Here is a 23,616-nt window from a genome sequence, read left to right as displayed (position 1 = left end):
ACATTCATAAAACTGCTGGTTAGAAAGGTAGAAAAAGGATTTAATAACGGTCACTACTGTCACTCTTGAGTAGAAAAGGACCGATATGTTCTCTAAAACTGCCGCTGCTCTCTCAGCTATCGCCCTGAGCGCTGCTGCCTTGGTGGGCTGCTCGTCATCGTCGGAAAGCACCGGCGGCGATTCAGGAGGTGGGGATTCCTACTCCATCGGTATCAACCAGCTGGTCCAGCACCCCTCCCTGGATGCTGCGGCAGAAGGTTTCCAGGCGGCCTTCGAGGACGCTGGCGTGGACGTGGAATTCGACATCCAGAATGCCAATGGTGAGCAAGCCACCGCTGTGTCTATCTCGCAGCAGATGGCTAGTGCGCAACACGATCTCTATCTCGCCATCGCTACCCCGGCGGGCCAGGCGATGAGCAAGTCCATTAAGGACAAGCCGTTGCTCTTCACCGCCGTTACAGACCCCGTTGAGGCAGAACTTGTGGAGTCGGTGGACAAGCCCGGAAAGAACGTCACGGGAACGTCCGATGAGGCGCCGATTGAAGAGCAAGTCGAGCTCATCACCCAGCTCGTCCCGGATGTCAAGAGCGTCGGCGTGGTCTACTCCTCCGCAGAGGTGAACTCCAAGGTCCAGGTGGAACAGCTCACCGAGGCTGCCAAGCCCAAGGGAATCGAGGTGAAGTCTCAGACTGTTACCTCGGTGACCGAGATTCCGCAGGCAGTGGAGGCGCTGGGTAACGTGGATGCTATCTACATTCCGACGGACAACATGGTGGTGTCCGGTATTTCTTCTCTCATCAAGGTGGCCAACGACAAGACCATCCCGGTCATTGCTGCAGACTCTGGCGCCGTTGAAGGCGGTGCCGCTGCCACCATCGGCATCGACTACAAGGAGCTGGGCCGCCAGACCGGCGAGATGGCTTTGCGCATCCTCCAGGACGGTGCCGACCCGGCTGAGACCCCAGTCGAAACTGCCTCCGAGTACACCTACGTCATCAATGAGGAAGCAGTGAAGGCACAGGGTATCGAGGTGCCGAAGGAGATTCTGGAAAAGGCTGAGAAGCTGTGATCGGTGCGCTTGAGCTAGGCCTGATTTATGCAGTCATGGCGGTGGGCGTCTACCTGACGTTCCGCGTCCTTGACTTCCCCGACCTGACTGTTGACGGCTCTTTTACGTCGGGTGCCGCCACGGCAGGTGTTCTGATTACCAATGGGTCAACCCCTTCTTAGCGTCGCTTGCAGGTTTCTGCACCGGTTTCGTTGCCGGATGCATTACGGGCTTGCTGCACACCAAGGGCCGCATCGATGGCCTCTTGGCGGGAATTCTCACCATGATTGGTCTGTGGTCGATTAATCTGCGCATTATGGGCAGCGCCAACGTGCCACTGCTTACCCAGGATTCAGTGTTCACCCCACTCGATGCCGTGATGGGCACGTGGGCTGGTGTTGGTCTGCTGGCTGTGGGCGCGGTGGCGCTGTGCTTGCTCACCGTGTGGTTCCTCTCCACAGATTTGGGCATGTCGCTTCGTGCCACGGGCGATAATCAGCAGATGATTACCTCCTTTGGTGTGTCCACGGACTTCACCAAGGTGCTCACCCTAGCCCTGTCGAACGGTCTGGTGGGCCTGTGTGGTGCACTTGTTGCTCAGTACCAGGGCTTCGCGGATATCTCGATGGGCATCGGCCTTATCCTGGTGGGCCTTGCCTCCGTCATTTTGGGTCAGGCGGTACTCCCCCAGTCCCGTCTCTGGCTGGCAGTCGTTGCTGTGGCACTCGGCTCCGTGATTTACCGCCTCATCATCTTTGCGGCCCTGCAGGTAGGCCTCAACCCGAATGACATGAAGCTCATCACTGCCCTTCTGGTGATCGTTGCTCTGTTGGTTCCGCGCCTGACGCGCGTGCGTGGCGGAAGAAAGGCCAAGGCTCATGCTTAATGTAGAGAACATTTCGAAGACCTTCTTCCCGGGGACAGCTAATGAACGCCGAGCGCTTCGCGACGTCTCCCTGGAACTCGCCCCCGGTGATTTCGTCACCGTCATCGGTTCCAACGGTGCGGGCAAGTCCACGTTGCTAAATTCCATTTCCGGCCGGCTCATTCCGGACTCCGGCAGGATTACCATTCACGGCAAGAATGTCACGACGCAGCCGGAGCACAAACGTGCACAGAAGGTTGGCCGCGTATTCCAGGACCCCATGGCCGGTACCGCGCCGAACCTCACCATTGAGGAAAACCTCTCGCTTGCCTACCTGCGCGGCAAGAAGCGCGGCCTAGGTTTGGGTCTTAACGCGTCGCGCCGAAAGGTCTTTGTTGAGCAGTTGGAGACCCTCGAGTTGGGTTTGGAGAAGCGCCTGGGGACCAAGGTTGGCCTCCTGTCTGGCGGTCAGCGCCAAGCGCTGTCACTGCTCATGGCAGGGTTTACTCACCCCGACGTGATGCTTCTCGACGAACACACGGCCGCCCTTGATCCCCAACGTGCGGAGCTGGTTACTGATTTGACCAAGCGCATTGTGGAGCAAGGAAAACTGACCACGCTCATGGTGACGCACAATATGGCACAGGCGCTACAGGTGGGCAACCGGCTCATCATGATGCACGAAGGTCAGATCATTTACTCGGCAGATGCGGAGCAGAAGGCCAAGCTAACGGTCGAAGACCTCATGGTCGAGTTTGCGAAGATTAAAGGCGCGACCTCCGACAGGACGCTGCTGCAGTAGGACTGGAGTTTCACGTGAAACACAGGCTGGCAAAATCTTCGAGCAGGAGCTGGTAAATCTTCGAGCAAACCCCGGTGAATCTTCGAGCGGTCTCTTAACCTGCTAAAATGCGGGATATGACGCTTACACATGAGGTGCCACGACATGGGGTTTCGCGCCATTACGAACGTGAATGTGGGCCCGGCAATTAGCCGGGCCCACAGTCGTTTCACGTGAAACGAGGTTTAGCTTCGCCTGATGAGTGCGGAGGCGAAATACTCCTCTACCGCATTGGTGTCATCAAGCGGCAGTACCGCGCCAACGTACTGGTCCGGGCGGACAATAACTACGGCGCCGTCGCGGGAGATGCCGCGCATGGTGAAGATGTCCTTGTCTGGAAGTGCGTTGAAGACGTTCTCCCAGTTGGGCACGTTGAACTTGCCATTACGCGGGCGGAAGAGGGCTGGCGCATCGAGGATCTCGTAGTCATGATGATTCGTCTGCTGATAAATCACCTTGACATCGAAGTAGGTGTTCTCATCGGCTCCCTCCGGATTGAACTTAGAGAGAATGGCCGGAATCTTCTCCGCCCATGCGCTAAGCGCAGAGCTCTCCCCTGCCTTAGGAGAATCAGCGAAGGCGTAGATGCGGTAGCGGCCGTCGGCAGTGTGCTGGTGGCCCAGATGCTGCACGAAGGCGTCGCAGCGGCGCAGAACCTCGAGGGATTTAAAACGCCTTCCGACCGGGAAACCTACCGCAAGATCTTGGTGCTTTGTATCGCCCACAATCAGGTTCTCGTCATACTGCGTCATCATGCCAGCAGCGAACTCTTCTGCAGCAACGTAGTACTTTTCTACTGCCTGAGGGTCATCGAGCTCTTCGGTCGGTGTAGCCATTAGGGTGGACCACTCGCGGTCAAAGTTGATGAGGTTCTGGGCTGCTGGCTGGCGCTCACCGTGATAGGTGGACAGGAGTTCCTTGGGCGCGCGGCCATCGAGGACATGACCGAGCTTCCAGCCAATATTGAAGCCATCCTGCATCGAGACGTTCATGCCCTGACCGGCCTTGGCAGAGTGGGTATGGCATGCATCTCCCGTGAGGAAGACACGCGGGTCATCGTTGTTGTCATCGAAGGCATCAACCAAGCGATGTCCCACTTCGTAGACGGAGTGCCACGCCACCATCTTGACGTCAACGAAATACGGCGAGTAGATCTCGTTGGCCTTCTCAATGATCTTTTCAATCGGGGTATCGCGAACCTTGTGGTTGTCATCCTCAGGAACCACTCCGAGGTCAACATAGACACGGCAGAGGTAGCCGCCCTCGCGAGGGATGTGCAGGATGGAGCCAGCCTTCGAGTGAATTGCGCACTTGGTACGCCAGTCCGGAAAGTCCGTATCAACCACGACATCCATAACGCCCCAAGCGTGATTAGCCTGGTCACCCTTCAAAGAGCGACCAATGGACTTACGTACGCGGGAACGTGCGCCATCGCAACCCACGACGTACTTTGCGCGGACGTCGCGTGGATTGCCGTCTGCGTCCTCGAGGTGGACGGTGACTGGGTACTCGCCCTCCCCTACCTCGAGCGAAGTGAAGGTCCATCCATAATCTGGTGTAATGCGCCCCGGTGCGCGGTGGGCATAGCGGGCAAAGTAATCCAGGACGCGCGCTTGGTTCACAATGAGGTGTGGAAACTCGGAGATGCCATGTTCATCATCAATGGGGCGAGCACCGCGGACAATCTTCGAGCGGTCCTCAGGATCCGGGTTCCAGAAGGACATCTCCGTAATCTCATAAGCTTCTTCGGTGATTTCCTTGGCGAATCCAAAGGCCTGGAAGGTTTCTACGGAACGCGACTGGATGCCATCGGCCTGGCCAAGCTCAAGTCGGTGTGGGCGGCGCTCAATGATGCGGGTATTGACACTCGGGAACATCGCCAATTGGGCTGCAGCAATCATTCCCGCGGGACCGGAGCCCACGATGAGTACATCCATTTCATCGGGAAGTTCTTCTGCGCGATCGGCACCGTAGCCGGTGGCTTCATGAACGCGCGGATCTTCGGACACGTAGCCGTTGTGATGGAACTGCACTATGAACTCCTTTAATAAAGCGATGTTGGTCGTTGATCATCGATGGTGATTTAGTTCAACGGACCATCGATGTGTGATCTGCGTCTTAGTTCCGGAATCATATATGATAGCCGCGCGCAGCACAATGGCGTGGGTGAGATTGTTCTACGCCTTCGGCGAGAAGATGAAGTGGCCACGCGACTGTTCTGCTTCGTGCTCGGGGCCCAAAGCGATTCCCTTACGCTCACGCAGCAGGAAGGTGCACATGAGGCCAACGAGAGAAGCTGTAACCAGGTAGCCGGATACAGCGAAGGTGGTACCGGTAGCTTCCACCAAGGAGGCCGCAATCATGGGCGCGAAAGCGCCGCCCAGCACCGAACCAATCGCGTAGGTAACGGAAACGCCTGTAGCGCGGATTGAGGCAGGGAAAAGCTCGGCATACATCGCGGACTGAGCACCATAAGTCAGGCCAAGGCCAACGGTGAGGAAAAGAAGAGCGGCATAGAGCATGCCCAGGCTTCCCGTGTTGACCATTGGGAAGAGGGCTGCTGCACCAATGGCCTGCAATACGAAGCCAATGAGGTACGTGTTCCGGCGACCAATGAAATCAGAGATGAAGCCAGCAAAGAGCGTAGTCAGAGCCCAGGATGCCGCAGAAATAGTGACGGCATTGAGTACATCGCCTCGTGCCAGTGCGACTGGACCTTCAGGGTCGGTGGCATAGCGTTGGATGTATCCACCGGTTGTCATGTAGCCCACCGTGCCGTTGCCAGCGAATACGAGAGCAGCAACGAAGACCAGTGGCGTGAACTTTTTGAACAGTGTGCCGATGGGGTTGGTGGCTTCTTCCTCCTCACGCTGGGCAATCTCTTCGAAAACAGGAGACTCATCTACGCCCATGCGGATGAGGTAGCCCACGAGGACAAGGATGATGGAAATGAGGAAAGGTACACGCCAACCCCAGGCCATGAAGGCGTCGCCAGGCGCAATCGTGTTCATGATGGAGAGAACACCGGAGGAGAGTAGCAGGCCCGCCGGGACACCAACCTGGGGGCCAGCACCATAGAGGCCGCGCTTGTTGTTGGGGGCATGCTCAACGGCCATGAGTACCGCCGAACCCCACTCGCCACCAGCGGAAATGCCCTGGACGATGCGCAGGAGAATGAGCAGGATAGGTGCCCACACGCCGGCGGTCTCGTAAGTGGGAAGGAGGCCGATGAGAGTGGTAGCACCACCCATGGCAAAAAGAGTCACCATGAGAACCACGCGGCGGCCGAGACGGTCGGCGAAGTGTCCAGCGAGGAAAGCGCCGACTGGACGGAAGAGGAAGGATAGGCCGACCGTCAGGAAGGAAATGATGGTGGCTAAACCGCCCTCGAGCGGGCCAAACATGAGGTGATTGAACACCAATCCAGCTACGGCGGCGTAGAGGAAATAGTCATACCACTCGATGGCGGTACCAATGGTTGTCGCGGCGACTACTCGACGGCGCTCGGCCGTGGAGATCGTCGGCGTGACGGTGGTTTGAGACATGTTGATTCCTTTCGACATGTGGTGCGACATATATAAGAGTCGGCGTGTGAGTTGAACCACTTGCGGCGATGCTAGGGATAATATACGATTCGGGCAAGGATTTGTTCACAATTAAGGATTCTTCATGGCTGTACCTGAATTTCTGCCGGTCAAGCCGGGCAAGATGATCGCCGTTCACGTAGCCTTCGAGTCCCGCGCAGCGCAGCGAGGCCGTTGGCCCAAGGCTCCGAGCTACTTTCTCAAAGCCACGAGCACGCTGGCTGAAAGCGGACAGGTAGTTCAACGTCCCGCCGGCACTGAGCTGTTGGCATTTGAAGGCGAAATTGCTCTTATCATCGGCACACCTGCACGAAATGTCTCCCTGGAGGAGGCATGGAAGCACGTAGCGTATGTCACCGCCTCAAACGACATTGGCCTGTATGACTACAAGGTCCAGGACAAGGGATCCAATACCCGCTCTAAGTCGCGTGATGGCTACACCCCAATTGGTCCGGAACTTATCCCGGCACAGGACATCGACCCCAAGGCCCTGCGTCTGCGCACGTGGGTTAACGGTGAGATTGTCCAGGAGGGCACGTCCTCAGATGAGGATTTGATCTTCCCCCTCGCCCAATTCGTTGCGGACCTCTCGCAGCACATGACGCTCGAAGAGGGAGACATCATCCTCACCGGCACCCCGGCTGGGTCCTCCGTCATCGAGCCGGGCGACATCGTAGAGGTTGAGGTAGATATCCCGGGTGGCGTGACCTCTGGTCGGTTGAAGACCACCGTTGAAGAGGTAGCAGCGGACTTCGACGCGAAGCTGGGAAGTCTGCCCTATGTGGATGACAAGCAACGTGAAGATGCTTATGGTGACCGCGAAAGTGCGGGACTTGAACCGCTAGATAATGGTGGGCTTGACCCAGAGTTGAAGGCAGCGCTTGAAAAGGCGCCAACGGCGGGACTTTCGGCACAGTTGCGCAATAAAGGCATTAACCAGTCCGTCATTGAAGGTGTTTATCCGCAAACCAAGGGAACCAAGATGGTCGGCGTTGCTCGCACCTTGCGCTTTGTTGCCGGCCGCGAAGACCTTTTCAAGTCCCACGGTGGCGGGCTGAACGAGCAGAAGAAAGTTTTTGACACTGTCAAGGAGGGAGAGGTCATCGTCATCGAAGCCCGCGGAGAGTCGGGCTCCGGAACCCTTGGTGACATTCTCGCTCTCCGCGCAAAGGTGCGCGGTGCCGCTGGAGTCGTCACCGATGGTGGTGTCCGTGACTTCGAAGCCGTGCGAGAGATCGGTCTTCCTGTCTTTACCCAGGGCGCTCACCCCTGCGTACTTGGCCGAAAGCACGTCCCGTGGGATAGCGATGTTGCCGTTTCCTGTGGAAACGCTACCGTACTTCCAGGAGACATCATCGTCGGTGATGATGATGGCGTCATCGTCATCCCCCGGGAACTGGCAAAGGACGTTGCTGAAGGTGCTTTGGCCAAGGAACACGAAGACGAGTGGGTCGCTAGCCAGGTAGAAACCGGCGCTAGCCTCGACGGCCTTTTCCCACCAACGGGGAAGAACAAAGAGGCCTACCTTGCCTTCCGTGACGGGGCTGCCAGTGGGAGCAAGGAAGGTGATCAATGACATCACCTTCCACACCTATTGGGGAGAGTAAATCCCAAAAAGCCTATAACTGGATTAGTGAAAAGATTCGTACCCGCGAGTACGAACCCGGCTACCGCCTAGTGCTGGCCACCATCGCCGAAGCGCTGGATATCAGCGTGGTTCCTGTCAGGGAAGCGATACGCCAGCTGGAGGCGGAGGGCATGGTCACGTATGAGCGCAATGTAGGAGCAAGTGTCACCACCTACAACCGTGAGGCTTACTACGAGTCCATGGACATCGTGGCCACCGTGGAGGCGAATGCCACAGCCCAATCCGCGCCCCTGCTTGAACCCGAAGACCTAGCCCGAGCACGGGAAATTAATCAGCGCATGAGTGAACTCGACATCCACCATGACCCCGATGAATTTACCCAGCTCAACAAAGAATTTCACAGTGTTCTCTTTGCCAAGTGCCCTAATGAGAGATTGAAGAACTTGGTGGTCGACCAATGGAAACAGTTGGAATACCACCGCGTGTCGACATTTCGGTACGTGCCAGAAAGAGCCCAAGAATCCGTCCGCGAACATGAACGACTGGTCGACTTGATCGAGGCAGGCGCAGAGCCTGACTACATAGAAAAGGTCGCCCGCGAACACCGACTAACCACACTGCGCAGTTACCGCGAAAAGAATACCTAAGGAGAACGATTAGACATGGCTATCAACAACGATGCTGCTAAGCCCACCGATCTTCCAGAGAAGATCCTGCACTACATCAACGGTGAGTTTGTCCCGTCTATCGACGGCGAGGAATTCGATGTCCTCGATCCAGTGACGAACCAGCCTTACATCAAGGCCGCCTCCGGCAAGCCAGCTGATATCGATAAGGCTGTTGAGGCTGCCAAGGATGCCTTTGAGAACGGCCCGTGGGCCAAGGCCCTGCCACGTGAACGTGCACGTGTCCTGAACAAGATCGCGGATATTGTGGAAACCCGCGCAGAGAAGCTCGCCGCATGGGAGTCTTTCGACTCCGGTTTGCCCATTACTCAGGCAAACGGCCAGGCTAAGCGTGCCGCAGAAAACTTCCGCTTCTTCGCCGATTTGATTGTTGCCCAGGCCGACGACGCCTACAAGGTACCGGGCCGCCAGATTAACTACGTCAACCGTAAGCCGATTGGTGTTGCTGGCCTGATTACGCCGTGGAATACCCCGTTCATGCTGGAGTCCTGGAAGCTGGCCCCGGCTATTGCTACCGGTAACTCCGTAGTCTTGAAGCCGGCCGAGTTCACTCCCCTGTCTGCTCAGCTGTGGGCGGGAATCTTTGAAGAGGCCGGCCTTCCCAAGGGCGTCTTCAACTTGGTCAACGGCTTTGGTGAGGAAGGCTACGCTGGTGACCCGCTAGTCAAGCACCCAGATGTGCCGCTCATTTCTTTCACCGGTGAATCCCGCACCGGCCAGATCATCTTTGCCAATGCGGCTCCGAACCTTAAGGGCCTGTCCATGGAGCTCGGCGGTAAGTCCCCGGCAATCGTGTTCAACGATGCTGACTTGGAGACTGCGATCGACGCCTGCATCTTCGGTGTCTTCTCTCTCAACGGTGAGCGTTGCACCGCTGGCTCCCGCATTCTGGTCCAGCGCGATATCTACGATGAGTTCGTTGAGCGCTATGCCGCGCAGGCCAAGCGCGTCAAGGTGGGTCTGCCTTCCGATCCGAAGACCGAGGTTGGTGCACTCGTGCACCCGGAGCACTACGAGAAGGTCACCTCCTATATTGAGATTGGCAAGCAGGAGGCTACCTTGGTGGCGGGCGGCGAGCGCCCAGAGGGCTTCGAGGACGGCAACTTTGTTCAGCCGACCGTCTTCGTCGATGTGAAGCCAGATGCCCGTATTTTCCAAGAGGAAATCTTCGGCCCTGTCGTTGCCATCACCCCATTTGATAGCGACGAAGAAGCCCTAGAGCTGGCAAACAACACCAAGTACGGCCTGGCTGCCTACGTCTGGACCTCTGACCTCAAGCGCGCCCACAACTTTGCGCAAAACGTTGAGGCAGGCATGGTGTGGCTTAACTCCAACAACGTCCGTGACCTGCGCACGCCATTTGGTGGCGTGAAGGCGTCCGGTCTGGGTCATGAGGGTGGCTACCGTTCCATCGATTTCTACACCGACCAGCAGGCGGTGCACATCAACCTGGACAAGGTACACAACCCTGTCTTTGGCAAGCAGGACTAACCTCCCCTAGTCCCTATCCTTATCGCTCTTATTCACCATCAATCTATCCACAAAGGAGGCCACCCCCATGGCTGACATTCAGGCACCCGACATCCTGCGCTGCGCGTACATGGAAATCGTCGTCACCGATCTCGCTGCATCCCGTAAATTCTACGTGGATACCCTCGGTCTCGTCGTCACCGAAGAGAACGAGAATGAGATCTACCTGCGCACCTATGAGGAATTCATCCACCACAACCTGGTTTTGCGCCAGGGCCCGGTAGCGGCAGTGGCAGCATTCTCCTACCGCGTTCGCTCCCCAGAAGATCTCGACCGTGCGGAAGAGTTCTACAAGGCCCGTGGCTGCGAAGTTCGTCGTAACAAGGAGGGCTTTGTCAAGGGCATCGGTGACTCGGTGCGTGTCCAGGATCCGCTGGGCTTCCCCTACGAGTTCTTCTACGAAGTCGAGCACCGTGAGCGTTTGGCATGGCGCTACGAGGCGCACATTCCGGGTGCACTCGTCCGCTTGGATCACTTCAACCAGATCACCCCGGACGTGCCGAAGGCAGTGGCGTACATGGAAGACCTCGGCTTCCGCACCACTGAGGACATCCGTGATGAAGAAGGAACCGTCTATGCTGCATGGATGCGTCGCAAGCCCACGGTCCATGACACCGCTATGACCGGTGGAGATGGCCCTCGTATGCACCACATTGCCTTTGCCACGCACGAGAAGCACAACATCATCGCCATCTGCGATAAGTTGGGCGCGCTGCGCGAGTCTGACCGCATCGAGCGCGGCCCTGGCCGCCATGGTGTCTCCAATGCGTACTACTTGTACCTGCGCGATCCAGACGGACACCGCGTGGAAATCTACACCCAGGACTACTACACCGGTGATCCGGACAACCCGGTTGTGACGTGGGATGTGCACGATAACCAGCGCCGTGACTGGTGGGGTACGCCAGTTGTTCCGTCGTGGTACCGCGATGGATCCACCGTTCTGGACCTCGATGGCAACCCTGTCCCGCTGGTGAGCCGTGAGGATGCCTCTGAGCTGGAAGCCACCATTGGTGCCGATGGCTTCTCCTACACCCGCAAGGATGATGCCGATGCCATGCCGGAATGGAAGCAGGGCGAGTACAAGCTGGGACACCAGCTGTAGACGTAGGTGACGGTTCAACGTGGCCCCGCGATGCTGTGCGCTAAGCGCGGTGACCGCTGGGCCCGTTGTCGTTTCACGTGAAACCACAACATTCAACATGCTCCAGGAAGTGACAACATCGTGAATACTGAGCAGCACATCGCTATCGCCGACGAGCTGGCGCAAGCGGAACGAGACCGCACCATGGTTAAGCGGCTCACGGCCCGCTACCCAGAAATGACCATCGAGGATTCCTACGCAGTACAACGCGAGTGGGTACGCCGGGGCGTCGAAAATGGCCGGCGTCTGGTGGGCAGGAAAATCGGTCTGACCTCGAAGGTCATGCAGGAAGCCACGGGAATTACCGAACCGGATTACGGTGCAATTTTTGAGGACCAGGTTTATGAGAATGGCTCGACCATTGAGCACGCGCAGTTCTCCAACGTTCGCATTGAGGTCGAGCTGGCTTTCGTGCTCAAGGATGAGCTGAAGGGGCCGAATTGCAGTATTTTCGACGTCCTTCGTGCGACGGAATACGTCGTTCCAGCACTAGAGATTCTCTCCTCCCGCATTGAGATGGAAGGCCGCACGATCGTCGATACCATCTCGGACAACGCGGCACTGGGCGCCATGGTCTACGGCGGCAACCCGGTGGATCCCGCGGACGTCGATCTGCGCTGGGTCTCCGCGCTTCTCTACCGCAACGAATCCATCGAGGACACCGGTGTGGCGGCTGCGGTGCTGAACCACCCGGCCATGGGCGTGGCCTGGCTAGCCAACAAGCTACATGCACACGGCGACAGCCTCGCCGCTGGCGATATCATCCTTGCCGGATCCTTCACCAAGCCCATGTGGGTTGAACCCGGCGATACCGTCCATGCCGATTACGGAAAGTTGGGGTCCATCACATGCCGGTTCCAGTAAAGTTGCCGCCCACCTTCACGCAAGAGCTTGCCACGGCTAAGAGTCCTCTCGTAGGCGCGTGGATCTGCTCAGGCTCGGAAGCTGCTGCAGAGATCATTGCGTCGGCAGGCTTTAGCTGGGCGCTTATCGACGGCGAACATGCCCCCTACGGCCTCGAAACAGTCCTGTCTCTGCTGCGTGCTACCGATGCTTATGGCATCACGCGTGTTGTCCGCATCCCAGTCAATAACACTGCACTCATTAAGCAGTATCTCGACCTTGGCGCACAAAACTTGATGGTGCCCATGATTGATACACCCGAAGAAGCGGAAGCTGCCGTGCAGGCCATGCACTATCCGCCACGCGGAGTACGCGGGGTGGGCTCTGCTTTGGCACGGTCCTCGCGGTGGAATGGTGTGGAGAACTATCTGCCCAACGCTTCCGAGACAGTCAGCCTGACGGTACAGATTGAATCCGCGAAGGCCGTGGACAATGTCGAAGACATTGTGGCCATCGATGGTGTGGACCAGATCTTTGTAGGCCCGTCTGATTTGGCAGCGTCCATGGGACTGCTGGGGCAGCAGACCCATCCGGAGGTGCTGGCAGCCGTCAATCACACATTTGAAGTGGTGCGCGCTTCCGGAAAGAAGGTAGGCGTTAACGCTTTTAACCTCGATCAGGCGCAGAAATATTTGGATGCTGGGGCATCATTTGCACTGGTTGGCGCGGATGTTCAACTTCTTTCTGGTGCGGCACGCCAACTCGCAGACAAATTCACTTTGGGAGAGTAGAAAAGAACCATGACTCAAACAGCAAAAGTAAACGTCGACGAGCTGCTGGCAAAGGTACCGACCGGCCTGCTTATTAATGGTGAATGGGTAGACGCCTCCGATGGCTCCACTTTTGATGTGGAAAACCCGGCCACCGGTGAGGTTATCGCTACCCTTGCGTCTGCAACCTCTGAGGATGCGAAGAAGGCTATGGACGCCGCCTGCGCCGTGCAGGATGAGTGGGCGCGTACATCCACCCGTGAGCGTTCCAACCTGCTGCGCCGAGCTTTCGAACTGGTCCAGGAGCGCAAAGACGAGTTCGCCACCCTTATGACTCTGGAGATGGGCAAGCCACTGGCAGAGTCCTACGGTGAGGTCACCTACGGTTCGGAGTACCTGCGCTGGTTCAGCGAGGAAGCCGTCCGTGATTATGGCCGCACGCTCCCGGCACCGGAGGGCACTCTGCGCATGGTTACCCGCCGCAAGCCGGTGGGCCCCTGCTTGCTTATTACCCCGTGGAACTTCCCGCTGGCCATGGCTACCCGCAAGATTGCCCCGGCCATCGCTGCTGGTTGCACCATGGTGGTCAAACCCGCCAAGCTCACCCCGCTGACCACCCAGTACTTCGCGCAAACCATGATTGATGCCGGCGTGCCGGCCGGCGTGGTCAACGTGGTCTCTGGCAAGTCTGCCTCTGCTATTTCTGAGCCGATTATGGCGGATTCCCGCCTGCGTAAGATTTCCTTCACCGGTTCTACCCCGGTGGGCAAAACCCTGCTCAAAGCCGCTGCCGATAACGTCCTGCGCACCTCGATGGAGCTGGGCGGCAACGCTCCGTTCATCGTCTTTGAGGACGCCGATATTGACCAGGCCGTCGAGGGCGCCATGGGCGCGAAGATGCGCAACATTGGTGAGGCCTGTACTGCGGCTAACCGTTTCATCGTCCACGAATCCATCGCTGACGAGTTCGCGGAGAAGTTCGCCAAGCGCATCGGCGAGCTCAAGGTGGGCAACGGCCTCGATGAGGGCGTTACCTGTGGCCCGCTCGTGGAGCAGAAGGCACTGGATAACATCACCGCGCTTGTCGACGATGCCGTGGACAAAGGCGCCAAGGTCCTCATCGGCGGCAAGCCGGGTGAGGGCAAGGGCTACTTCTACTCCCCTACCGTTCTCACGAACGTCTCCCGTGATGCCCGCGTGGCGCAGGAAGAGATCTTCGGACCTATCGCTCCGATCTTGACCTTCTCCGATGAGAAGGAAGCCATCGCGCTTGCGAATGATACCGAGTACGGCCTAGCTTCCTACGTCTTTACCGAAAACTCCGACCGCATGTGGCGCCTCGGTGACGGCCTCGAATTCGGTCTCATGGGCTTCAACGCCGGCGTCATCTCCAACGCCGCCGCCCCATTCGGTGGCGTCAAGCAGTCCGGCATGGGCCGCGAGGGCGGTGCCGAAGGCATCGACGAGTACACGTCGCTGCAGTACATCGGTGTGCGCGACCCGTATGCCAATGCTTAAGTAACGCGCTACTTTCGCCGCTCAGAATGCTGGCATCTCCTTTGTCGGGGGTGCCAGCATTGTTGTTTTGCACATAGTATTCCTCTCCTTGTGTCTGACAGCACTCATAGACAAATCGTGATCACGGACAAACAACAAATCACGTGTGCGTTAGGACACAATTATTAGCTACACACCGATACGCACCGGGGCCTGAACCGGTGGGTTGTCGGGCCGACATAGCTAGTAAGGAGGAGTTGGCGTGGATACATCGACGCAGTCAGCTGTGCTACCCACTCGAAATGTACAGCCCGGGCACCGGGCTCCCACCGAACCGAAGGGCGGCCTGGGCGCCGGGCGCCTAGGGACAACGTCGCTGGTCTTCATGATTATTGCGGCGTCCGCCCCTCTTACTGTGCTCGCAGGAGGAGTACCGACCAACTTCGCGGTATCCGGTCTGTTGGGTGTCCCCTGGGGTTACCTAGCCCTTGGAATCATTCTCGTGTTCTTCGCCGTAGGTTACGGAACCATGAGTTCGCAGATCCAGAACTCGGGAGCGTTCTATGCCTACGTGTCTGAGGGGCTGGGTAACCGACAAGGAATCGCGGCGGCGATACTAGCGCTGGTTTCTTATAACATGATGCAGGTTGGGCTATACGGTATCTTCGGATTCTCTCTTGCCAACCTGATAAACGGCTGGTTCGGAACAGCCGTCCCGTGGTGGCTGGCAGCCTTGGCTGGCTGGCTCTTAGTAGCTGTCATGGGCGTCAGCAACGTTGACTTTTCAGCCAAAGTCCTAGGGGTTCTGGTAGCCCTTGAGTTTATTGTCGTAGCTGGAGTATCGCTCTTGTCCCTTGGTGTGGCTCCTGAAGGGATCTCTGTAGAGACGATGCGTCCGAACCAGTTCTTTACCGACGGAATTGGCGTTCTTCTCGCTTTCGGGATTGCTGCCTTTATGGGTTTTGAGTCTGGTGCAATCTATTCGGAAGAAGCGCGTGACCCAGAGCGGACCGTACCAAAGGCCACTTATATTGCCGTCGGAACTATCGCACTCTTCTACGCCTTTTCAGCGTGGTCCTTCGCCCAAGGGGTAGGGCCGAGCGCGATCATTGACAAAGCGATTGAGCTTGGTCCGGACCTAGTTTTCGTCTGGTTGGGTGACTATTCGCCGTTTGCCGCCAACGTAGCGAACTTGTTGTTTGTGACCTCACTTATTGCTGCACTCGTTGCGTTTCACAATGCTGCCGCGCGGTACTTCTTCTCCTTAGGGCGCTCGCGCGTTCTGCCTAAGAGGTTCGCGGCATCATCCGCTAAAGGTGCTCCTATTGCTGGGTCCCTCACACAGACTCTCATTGCTGTCGTTGTAATTGCCGGCTTTGCAGTGGCTGGAAATGGCAGTGAAATGGGTGAACTGTTTCCAGTCCTCACGCTCTTTACTTGGTTGACCAACGCGGCGGCGTTTGGCTTGGTCTTTCTTCTGGCCGTGGTGAGTGTCTCCATTATGTTCTGGCTCAACAAGCAAGAGAAAGGCTACAACCTCTTTACTCGGGTCATCGCACCGCTTGTGTCAGCCTTCGGACTCGTGGCTGTCTTCGTACTAGTGCTAATGAATTTCCCCCTCATGATCGGTGACACTGGCCCAGATGCTCTCGTGTGGGTGATGCCTGGCATCATCATCGCTTCTGGACTCGTGGGACTTGCTTGGGGCGAGTATTTGAAGCACAAGAAGCCACATATTTACGCAAGTCTTCAAGACAATCTTGATCGAATCTAAATTCTAAGGAAGTTAAACATGGACAAGAAGCACGTTATTGTCGTTGGCGCTGGGTTTGCTGGCCTTACTGCGGCTCGTGAACTGCAGACCGCGGGAATCGACTATCACATTGTGGAGGCACGCGATCGTATTGGTGGTCGTGCATGGACGGATGACAGGCTCGGACGTCCTCTAGAGATTGGTGCTACCTGGGTACACTGGCATCAGCCGCATGTCTGGTCCGAAATCACCCGCTACGGCCAAGACATTATCGCTTCGCCGGTTGTGGATACTGCGTATTGGTATGCCGGTGGTGAGCTCAAATCCGGTACAGAAGCAGAAATGGATGCCAAACTGGCGCGGCCAATGGAGAAAATCTTTGAGAAGTCCCGAGAGTTTTTCCCAGAGCCGCACAAGCCACTGCTAGTGCTTGATGAAAAATTCGGAGCGTCCCAAGAATTGAAGGATGCTTTCTTGGCTGCAGATCAGGCAGGAGTTCTCGACGCCTTGGAAGACGGGGATTTCACACAGGAAGAAAAGGACCTGTGCAACGCGTACTGGTCAGCTGGATACATTGGGTATCCCGAGCAGGGTTCGTCCTTGATGGCTAAGCAGTGGGCCGCTCTGTGTGACCATCGCCTTTCGTTAGTGGATGAGCAAACGCTTCGATACAAACTGGTCAACGGCATGCGAGGCATCTACGGCAACATTGCGAAGGACTTGACCGGTGAGATTCGATTGAACACTGCTGTGACCGCAATCGAACACGATGATGATTCCGCAACGGTTACCTATGCGGACGGCACTTCCGAAACCGCGGACGCGGTGATTGTCACGGTTCCGGTTGGCGCATTGGGGAACATTACGTTTACGCCAGGTCTGCCCGAGGGTTCGCAGAAGACTATTGAGCAGAAATGGAACTCGACTGGTTTCAAGGCTTGGATCAAGATCAAGGGCCACCACAATATCTTCGGCTACGCGCCCCAACCGGCTGTTGTGTCCGTGCTGCGCTCTGAGTACTTCGAAGATGATGGCACGACCATTTGTGTGGCCTTTGGCTCCGATCACGAGAAGATCGACTTAGAGAGCATTGAGGATGCTCAGAAGGTCGTTGACCAGTGGCGTCCAGATCTCGAAGTTGTTGGCGTCACCGGCCATGACTGGGTTGCTGATGAGTACTCTGGTCAGGCCTGGGCTACGTTGCGTCGTGGACAGTTCACTGAGGGGTGGCACCACTTCCGCACCGCTACCTCTTCGCTGCATTTCGCGGGAGCTGATTGGGCTTCCGGTTGGCGTGGAGTGGTCGTTGATGGAGCCATTGAAACCGGAATCTCCACTGCTCGCGAGGTCATCAACAAGCTGCGCGGCTAATCGCTAGCCGCTGCTCGGTACGCACTCGGTGATTTGCGGTACTCCGCCTTGAAGATGCGTGAGAGATGCGAGGGATCGTGCAGGCCATAGCGGGCGCTGATGTGGCTGATTGATTCCTCGGAGTGCCGCGGGTCCACGAGCTCCCTGCGGATGTGCTCTAGGCGCCGCGTTCTGATGTAGTGACTCACGGACAGGCCCTGCTCCGAGAACTTGGCGTGGAGATGGCGTACCGATACGAACAGTGCTTGGGCGATGGTGTTGGGGCCTAAGTCCGGGTCGCCCAAGTGCTGTTCGATGTAGGCGGTGGCCTGGTTGAACAGCAGCGTGCCGGCTGAGGGCTCATCGGCCACATCGGAGGCTAAAACCGACACCAACATGGTGAGCGCGGAGCGGACCAAAGCTGTGGCGTGGGGGCCCTTGAGTAGATCGAGGTTCTTGGCCAGCTGCTCAAAGAGGGGGACGGCCACCGCGCCCAGGCCGTGTGAGCGGGAGATCGGATTCGCGGTAAGGCGTTGGATCTGCGCTGGTGAAATGTCGAGAAAGCTCTGCGGGAAGTGCACAATGAGTGTGTTCTGATCTTCCGGATAGCGCAGCGTGTAGGGCCGTTGGGTCACGTATAGAGCTAGGTCCCCTGGATGCAGTTCACACGTCCGCCCGTCCTGGCTCATGGTTGAGGAACCGGTGATTTGCAAGCTGAGCTTACAAAAGGGGGCCTCGTTGGCGGCTATTTTGTAGCGATTTACGGTGTGCGGGGAAGTGCACATGTCGAAGAGGGAAATATCCCCTACCTTCGTTGAACGCAGCGTGGCGTGAAAAGTGGCAGGGTCTTCGGTGTCCACGTCGAGTTGGCCAAAAGACCCGGATGACGCGGTGCGCCATGACGCGATATCGAAATGCTCAACAGCTGAAGCAGACATAAGTGGAATCATATCGTGAGAGCTGGCACATTTTTGGACAAATTGTGTGCGCGCATAGTCAACTGGTTTAGTGTGTCGCAGGTAACATGGCCAAAAAGAAGTTTCTCTTGGCTTAGTTTCTTTGGGTTCTAAGCTGTTGACCCCCTTAGAAGGAGATCTCATGACTCAGTTCGCTACCTATGCTGACCTGCTCAACGCGATTACGGACGAGAACGGACGCGAAATCCTCAACCCGGCAACCGGTGAGATTGTCGGCCGCGTGCCGGAAGGTTCGGTGGAGGACCTCAACGCTGCGGTGGAGACTGCACGCGCAGCGCAGAAGGAGTTTGCCAAGCTTAGTGACGCTGAGCGTTGCGAGCTTCTCACCAAGGCCGCTGCTGCCATCGACGCCAATGCAGAGGCACTCGTTGAGCTTCTCTCCCGTGAGCAGGGCAAGCCGCTCAACGGCCCGAACGCCCGATTCGAGGTCGGTGCCTGCTCCGGTTGGCTGAATGCTACGGCTTCCTTTGAGCACCCGAACTACACCGCTGTGGATGATGACATCACCGCCACCGTCAACTACCGCCCGCTCGGCGTCGTCGGTGCTATTGGCCCGTGGAACTGGCCGATGATGATTACCGTCTGGCAGATTGCACCGGCGCTGCGTATGGGTAACGCGGTCGTCGTCAAGCCTTCGGAGTACACCCCGCTGTCCGTGCTAGGTCTAATCAAGGTCATCAACTCTGTTCTGCCGGAGGGCATCCTGCAGGTCGTCACTGGTGCTGGTGAGGTTGGCGCGGCGCTGACCACCCACGAGGGCGTCGACAAGATTATGTTCACCGGTTCTACCGCCACCGGCAAGAAGATCGTGGAGGCCAGCGCCGATAACCTCACCCGTCTCACGCTGGAGCTCGGCGGCAATGACGCGGGCATCGTGCTGGATGATGCCGACCCGAAGGAGATCGCCGGCGACCTCTTCTGGGGCGCGTTCATCAACACCGGCCAGACCTGTGCGGCGATGAAGCGCGTGTACGTGCCGGAGTCGCTGTACGACGCCGTCTGCGAGGCCCTCGTCGAGGTAGCCAAGGCCTCCCCGATGGGCGTGGGCCTGGAAGAGGAGAACGTGCTCGGCCCGCTGCAGAACAAGCAGCAGTTCGACATCGTCGACAAGCTCGTCAACGCCGCCAAGGACTCCGGCGCCCGAGTTCTGCTGGGCGGTGACCCAGACTACGACGCGCCGGGCTACTTCTACCCCACCACCCTGGTGGCGGACATCGACCCAGACAACCCGCTGGTCGTGGAGGAGCAGTTCGGTCCCGCACTGCCGATTGTGAAGTACACGGACCTGGATTGGGCCATTGAGCAGGCCAATAAGCTCGACGTGGGCTTGGGCTCTTCCGTGTGGTCCTCCAACCGCGAGCGTGCCCTTGAGGTGGCCGCGCAGTTGGAGGCTGGCACCACCTGGATCAACAGCCACGGTGCGGTGGATCCGCGCGTGCCGTTCGGCGGCATCAAGTCCTCCGGCTACGGCGTGGAGTTCGGCACCGAGGGCCTCAAGGGCCTGGCCTACCCGCAGATCATCAACGGCTAAAACCGCCATGGCGCTGCTATTCTTAGCGCCATGAGCACCGCCAAAGTCCCGGAGATCGAGTACGCAGCCTTCGACGCCATGAAGGAGGTTGCGTCCTCGCTGAAAGCTGCCTACCTCACTAGGGCTGCTGAAGCAGGCAACGATGTTGAATCACAATGGTGGATTCGTCAGAATTGGCTGGTAGAGGACATAGTCAGTGGTGTTGATTCAACCGACATTGAAGCCATCCGCGCCGCTGCGGCTCTCTTTGCGCAGCGGCTTGAAGCCCTCTCCTCCGAGCACAAAGCGGCATAGCTTATGCTTTCCGCCGCTGATTTCCCCGTTGATCCACAAGTTATGGAGCAACGGCTAAAGACTCTGCAAGCCAGCTACTTTGGCCGATCGAATACTCACAGTCCGTCTGTTCCAGAAGTCATTTATGTGGCGGGGCAGCCAGCGTCAGGCAAATCAACGGCCATTGAATCGGTAAAGAACGGTCACGCGGTCCTTGATTCCGATGAGATTCGGAAGCTGCACCCCGCCCTCGACGAGATTGTGGAGCGCGATCCCTTACGCATGGACGTACTCACCAATGGGCCGGTGCCCTATTGGATGTCCTCGCTGATTGAGTATGGCCGTCAGCACGGGCACTCCCTCATCATTGAGAACACGCTGTCCAACCCGGAGTTCATCGCGGGTGAGATAGCCAAGTTTCGGTCTGCGGGTTTCCGCGTGAAGGTCGTGGGCCTGGCGGTTGCTCAGGAGGTTTCTCGACTGGGTGTGGTCCAGCGCTACCTGGAGGCGCAGCGCGTGAGCCGCTACCCGCGCTGGACCAATGAGGTTTCCCACACGTCGGGCTTTCAGGCCATCGTGCCAGGGCTGCAAGCGATTGCGCCGCTTGTCGACGACCTCGAGATCCGCACCCGCGATGGCCGCACCTTGAGCGGCATTGAGGATATTGAGACTGAGCGCGCAACCTGGTTCGACTCCCCCGCTGTTCGGGCCGACTGGCTGGCCCGTTTTGACAGCTGTGACTTGAGTGGGCTTGAAGCTGAGAAGCTCACGCACAACCTCGTGGCTGATGCAGAGCGTATCCGCAAACTTTAAGGCTGTGCCCGTGGAACTGCGCGCCCGGTAGGCGGTGGGAGCTTCGTGTCAAAGCGGCTGCTGGCGAGCTAGCGGTCTGCGAGGTCGAGCAGGCTGAGGATGTCGTCTGCGTTGAATTTAAGTTCAATGTGTAGCTAGGCCTTATTAATAGCGTTTGACAACACGCGCTCCTATTTGCCGTCGTATCTCACGAGACGCTGACGTGGATGGCCGCACCATCGACCTGCAGCCTCAGGACTGTGAAGTCATTGCAAAGCAGCGTGGCTTGCACGTTGGACATAGGACATAACGACGTCGATCAGTCCATTTCCGCGTCAAAGAAGAATGTGGCTCGCCCCAACTACGACGCCATGGTGGCATCCCTCGAACGCGGCGAAATCGACGCGATCATCTGCTGGGACCTCGCTGGACAGTCCGATCGGTCGGACAGAATTACTCCCGCACCCCAGCGTAATCAGGGGTGCACCTTAAAAACATTCGGAGGTGGGGGTAACTCCCCCTCGTTGCCCAGAGACAAAATACGCCAGTGGCGTCTGTATGACGCCCCGAAGGTAGGACAAATTCCAATCCAGAGAGGTCTTGCACTGTTGCGGTGCGGTTGTCTTCTTTCTCACCGTATTGCACCCTGCGAAATTAATTGGATACGATAGAACCATGTTGATTTCAGGTTCCGTTTTCATGCGGCCGCTCACCAACCGCTAAGGCGGTTTTCTCCCTCCCGCGGGTCAAAAACCGCTCCGGTCCTTTAGCCGGGCGGCTATTTGTCATGCCCGGCTCCCTTTCAACTCCAAGGAGCACACCTGATGTCTGCATACGGACACGGCCGTCACGAGCATGGCCAAAATTTTCTCACCAACCACAAGATCATCAACTCCATCATCGACCTTGTGAAACAAACCTCCGGCCCCATCATTGAGATCGGACCAGGAAGCGGTGCCCTCACTCACCCGATGGCCCACTTGGGGAGGGCGATAACGGCAGTTGAAGTGGACGCAAAACTAGCTGCCAAAATCACACAAGAAACCTCCTCGGCGGCGGTCGAAGTGGTCCATGATGATTTCCTTAACTTCCGGTTACCCGCCACTCCCTGCGTCATTGTGGGAAACATTCCCTTTCACCTCACCACTGCCATTCTTCGAAAGTTGCTGCATGCGCCAGCATGGACTGACGCTGTACTCCTCATGCAGTGGGAAGTCGCTCGCCGCCGGGCCGGGGTAGGCGCAAGCACGATGATGACGGCTCAGTGGTCCCCATGGTTCACATTTCACCTGGGTTCTCGGGTACCAAGGTCTGCTTTCCGGCCACAGCCAAACGTTGACGGGGGGATCTTAGTGATCCGCCGGGTGGGTGACCCGAAGATTCCGATAGAGCAGCGCAAAGCCTTTCAGGCGATGGTGCACACCGTTTTCACTGCCCGGGGACGCGGGATAGGGGAAATCCTCCGAAGGGCAGGGTTGTTTTCATCACGTTCAGATACACAATCATGGTTGCGCTCGCGAGGAATCGACCCCGCGACCCTACCCCCCAGATTGCGCACCAGCGACTGGATCGATCTCTTTCAGGTGACTGGTTCCTCTCCATCGCACCATCGGCCAATTTCACAATCGGGAAGTAGTCAACGCCCTCCTCAACGCAAAAAACGAGGCCGGCGGCGTTAATCTCCCCGCCACCCAAACCGAAATCCACCAGTAGTAGTGGACGACCAGTGCTGGTCTACCGTGAGCCGGGTTATGACAGTGACGTGTTCTCGTCGGGCACAGTCATAGTTCCCGGCGTTGCCGGCGACAGGGTTCTATACCCAGCAGCGGGGCCGATCAAAATTACCCGCACGGGGAACGACCCTGCTGGTGGTTTCGATTTTGATGGAAGCGAGGAGATTAGCCCCTCGACAACTCCCCGTAGCTGGCGAACAGTAGCTCCTGGCGCTGGCGCTCGTTGGTGAGTTTGCGTGCCACACCGAAAGCTTTATTTACTTCTCGGTCCATTTCGTCGTGAGCCTTGAGCAGAGTTTGGTCCATCGCTAACGGGTTGTAGTGCTCCGCGAGTGACCCCTCGGGGTGCCGCTCGCGGGCCCGCAGTACCAACTGTCCAGCGTCGATGATTCGCTGCTGCGCTTTCTCATCTAGTTCACACGGAGCTGGTCCGAAGGAGTAGCTCCCGGTGTACTCCGAAGAACGGAAAAATGAATAGTGGGGATACATCGACTTCCATTTTCCATTCTCCCGGCTCAGAGTATTGAGGGGGCTGGGACCGGGTCCGTAAACCCTTTATGTTTTCCACGCACAGCGGTTTATAGCGACGATCCCTATAGGTTTTCCGCAGAACCTATATGTATTTCTGTGCACCCCCATGTTGTCCGTTTTAGCGGTATTTCGTTGCTACTTCCGCACTTGCGAATAAAATGGTTATTTATCGCCGACACTCCGTCGAGTTCAAGTTCAACGTGTAACGCGAGGCGTTAATGACGTTTCGCGTTATTGGGGGTAGGTTGAAGAGCGCTGTCTCTAACTCCGGTTTTCGTTC

General features: G+C 57.5%; 20 protein-coding genes and 1 pseudogene. 17 read left to right on the top strand and 4 right to left on the bottom strand.

From position 1 onward, the window contains the following. Positions 1 to 85 precede the first annotated feature (85 nt). From HMPREF2875_RS03655 to HMPREF2875_RS03645, 3 genes and pseudogenes are all read left to right on the top strand, one after another. Positions 86 to 1,069 (top strand): ABC transporter substrate-binding protein, encoded by a 984-nt coding sequence (locus HMPREF2875_RS03655; protein WP_070670393.1) that lies wholly within the window; start codon positions 86 to 88, stop codon positions 1,067 to 1,069. Next, positions 1,066 to 1,934, top strand: a pseudogene (locus HMPREF2875_RS03650) (ABC transporter permease). The gene HMPREF2875_RS03655 and the pseudogene HMPREF2875_RS03650 overlap by 4 nt, the downstream one beginning before the upstream one ends. After that, a complete protein-coding gene (locus tag HMPREF2875_RS03645) occupies positions 1,927 to 2,715 on the top strand; it encodes an ABC transporter ATP-binding protein (protein WP_070670391.1) in 789 nt (262 codons plus the stop codon). The pseudogene HMPREF2875_RS03650 and the gene HMPREF2875_RS03645 overlap by 8 nt, the downstream one beginning before the upstream one ends. A 224-nt stretch (positions 2,716 to 2,939) precedes the next feature. On the opposite strand, the gene HMPREF2875_RS03640 is transcribed toward HMPREF2875_RS03645, so the two are convergent. Next, positions 2,940 to 4,787, bottom strand: a complete 1,848-nt coding sequence (locus HMPREF2875_RS03640; protein ID WP_070670388.1) for an FAD-binding monooxygenase — start codon at positions 4,785 to 4,787, stop codon at positions 2,940 to 2,942. 144 nt (positions 4,788 to 4,931) lie between these two features. Continuing rightward, positions 4,932 to 6,299: an MFS transporter gene (locus tag HMPREF2875_RS03635; RefSeq protein WP_070670385.1), complete on the bottom strand. Its 1,368-nt coding sequence runs from the start codon at positions 6,297 to 6,299 to the stop codon at positions 4,932 to 4,934. 124 nt (positions 6,300 to 6,423) lie between these two features. Here HMPREF2875_RS03635 and HMPREF2875_RS03630 point away from each other — a divergent pair, with 124 nt between their 5' ends. The 9 genes from HMPREF2875_RS03630 (at position 6,424) to HMPREF2875_RS03590 (ending at position 17,520) form a co-directional block, all read left to right on the top strand. Beyond that, positions 6,424 to 7,914 carry a fumarylacetoacetate hydrolase family protein gene (locus HMPREF2875_RS03630; protein WP_070670380.1) on the top strand — a complete coding sequence of 497 codons (1,491 nt, stop codon included), beginning with the start codon at positions 6,424 to 6,426 and terminating at the stop codon, positions 7,912 to 7,914. Further along, positions 7,911 to 8,573, top strand: coding sequence for a GntR family transcriptional regulator (locus tag HMPREF2875_RS03625; protein WP_070670377.1), 663 nt, complete (start codon positions 7,911 to 7,913; stop codon positions 8,571 to 8,573). Before HMPREF2875_RS03630 ends, HMPREF2875_RS03625 begins: the two co-directional genes overlap by 4 nt. 15 nt (positions 8,574 to 8,588) lie before the next feature. Further along, positions 8,589 to 10,103 (top strand): 5-carboxymethyl-2-hydroxymuconate semialdehyde dehydrogenase, encoded by a 1,515-nt coding sequence (hpaE, locus tag HMPREF2875_RS03620; protein ID WP_070670374.1) that lies wholly within the window; start codon positions 8,589 to 8,591, stop codon positions 10,101 to 10,103. A 67-nt stretch (positions 10,104 to 10,170) separates the two neighbouring features. Beyond that, positions 10,171 to 11,247: a 3,4-dihydroxyphenylacetate 2,3-dioxygenase gene (gene hpaD / locus HMPREF2875_RS03615; RefSeq protein ID WP_070670371.1), complete on the top strand. Its 1,077-nt coding sequence runs from the start codon at positions 10,171 to 10,173 to the stop codon at positions 11,245 to 11,247. Between the two features lie 117 nt (positions 11,248 to 11,364). Beyond that, entirely contained in the window at positions 11,365 to 12,150 is a 786-nt protein-coding gene (gene hpaH / locus HMPREF2875_RS03610; RefSeq protein WP_070670368.1) for a 2-oxo-hept-4-ene-1,7-dioate hydratase, read from the top strand. Continuing rightward, positions 12,135 to 12,920, top strand: a complete 786-nt coding sequence (locus tag HMPREF2875_RS03605; RefSeq protein ID WP_070670366.1) for an HpcH/HpaI aldolase family protein — start codon at positions 12,135 to 12,137, stop codon at positions 12,918 to 12,920. Before hpaH ends, HMPREF2875_RS03605 begins: the two co-directional genes overlap by 16 nt. A 9-nt stretch (positions 12,921 to 12,929) precedes the next feature. Continuing rightward, a complete protein-coding gene (locus tag HMPREF2875_RS03600; RefSeq protein ID WP_070670364.1) occupies positions 12,930 to 14,417 on the top strand; it encodes an NAD-dependent succinate-semialdehyde dehydrogenase in 1,488 nt (495 codons plus the stop codon). 241 nt (positions 14,418 to 14,658) lie between these two features. Further along, positions 14,659 to 16,170, top strand: coding sequence for an APC family permease (locus HMPREF2875_RS03595; RefSeq protein ID WP_070670361.1), 1,512 nt, complete (start codon positions 14,659 to 14,661; stop codon positions 16,168 to 16,170). Between the two features lie 18 nt (positions 16,171 to 16,188). Further along, positions 16,189 to 17,520, top strand: coding sequence for a flavin monoamine oxidase family protein (locus HMPREF2875_RS03590; RefSeq protein WP_070670358.1), 1,332 nt, complete (start codon positions 16,189 to 16,191; stop codon positions 17,518 to 17,520). On the opposite strand, the gene HMPREF2875_RS03585 is transcribed toward HMPREF2875_RS03590, so the two are convergent. Beyond that, positions 17,517 to 18,437 (bottom strand): AraC-like ligand-binding domain-containing protein, encoded by a 921-nt coding sequence (locus HMPREF2875_RS03585; RefSeq protein WP_070670355.1) that lies wholly within the window; start codon positions 18,435 to 18,437, stop codon positions 17,517 to 17,519. The genes HMPREF2875_RS03590 and HMPREF2875_RS03585 overlap by 4 nt on opposite strands. A 160-nt stretch (positions 18,438 to 18,597) precedes the next feature. Between HMPREF2875_RS03585 and HMPREF2875_RS03580 the strand changes: the two genes are divergently transcribed. The 5 genes from HMPREF2875_RS03580 (at position 18,598) to erm (ending at position 22,751) form a co-directional block, all read left to right on the top strand. Beyond that, the gene (locus HMPREF2875_RS03580) at positions 18,598 to 20,007 is read left to right on the top strand and encodes an aldehyde dehydrogenase family protein (protein ID WP_070670351.1); all 1,410 of its coding nucleotides are present in this window, start codon (positions 18,598 to 18,600) and stop codon (positions 20,005 to 20,007) included. 30 nt (positions 20,008 to 20,037) lie between these two features. After that, positions 20,038 to 20,301 carry a hypothetical protein gene (locus tag HMPREF2875_RS03575; RefSeq protein ID WP_070524133.1) on the top strand — a complete coding sequence of 88 codons (264 nt, stop codon included), beginning with the start codon at positions 20,038 to 20,040 and terminating at the stop codon, positions 20,299 to 20,301. Positions 20,302 to 20,304: 3 nt separating this feature from the next. Next, on the top strand, positions 20,305 to 21,093 hold the full coding sequence (locus HMPREF2875_RS03570; protein ID WP_070670348.1) for a zeta toxin family protein: 789 nt from the start codon (positions 20,305 to 20,307) through the stop codon (positions 21,091 to 21,093). Positions 21,094 to 21,299: 206 nt separating this feature from the next. Further along, complete coding sequence (locus HMPREF2875_RS13895; protein ID WP_223845690.1) at positions 21,300 to 21,743, top strand: recombinase family protein; 444 nt, start codon at positions 21,300 to 21,302, stop codon at positions 21,741 to 21,743. A gap of 153 nt (positions 21,744 to 21,896) precedes the next feature. After that, a complete protein-coding gene (gene erm / locus HMPREF2875_RS03565) occupies positions 21,897 to 22,751 on the top strand; it encodes a 23S ribosomal RNA methyltransferase Erm (protein ID WP_070670345.1) in 855 nt (284 codons plus the stop codon). Between the two features lie 219 nt (positions 22,752 to 22,970). Here erm and HMPREF2875_RS13795 read toward each other — a convergent pair whose 3' ends face one another. Continuing rightward, entirely contained in the window at positions 22,971 to 23,294 is a 324-nt protein-coding gene (locus HMPREF2875_RS13795; RefSeq protein WP_049189366.1) for a type IIL restriction-modification enzyme MmeI, read from the bottom strand. Positions 23,295 to 23,616 lie beyond the last annotated feature (322 nt).

The organism is Corynebacterium sp. HMSC078H07 (assembly GCF_001812805.1).
In the GTDB taxonomy this organism is placed as follows: Bacteria; Actinomycetota; Actinomycetes; order Mycobacteriales; family Mycobacteriaceae; genus Corynebacterium.
This window is presented reverse-complemented; position numbering and strand designations above follow the sequence as displayed.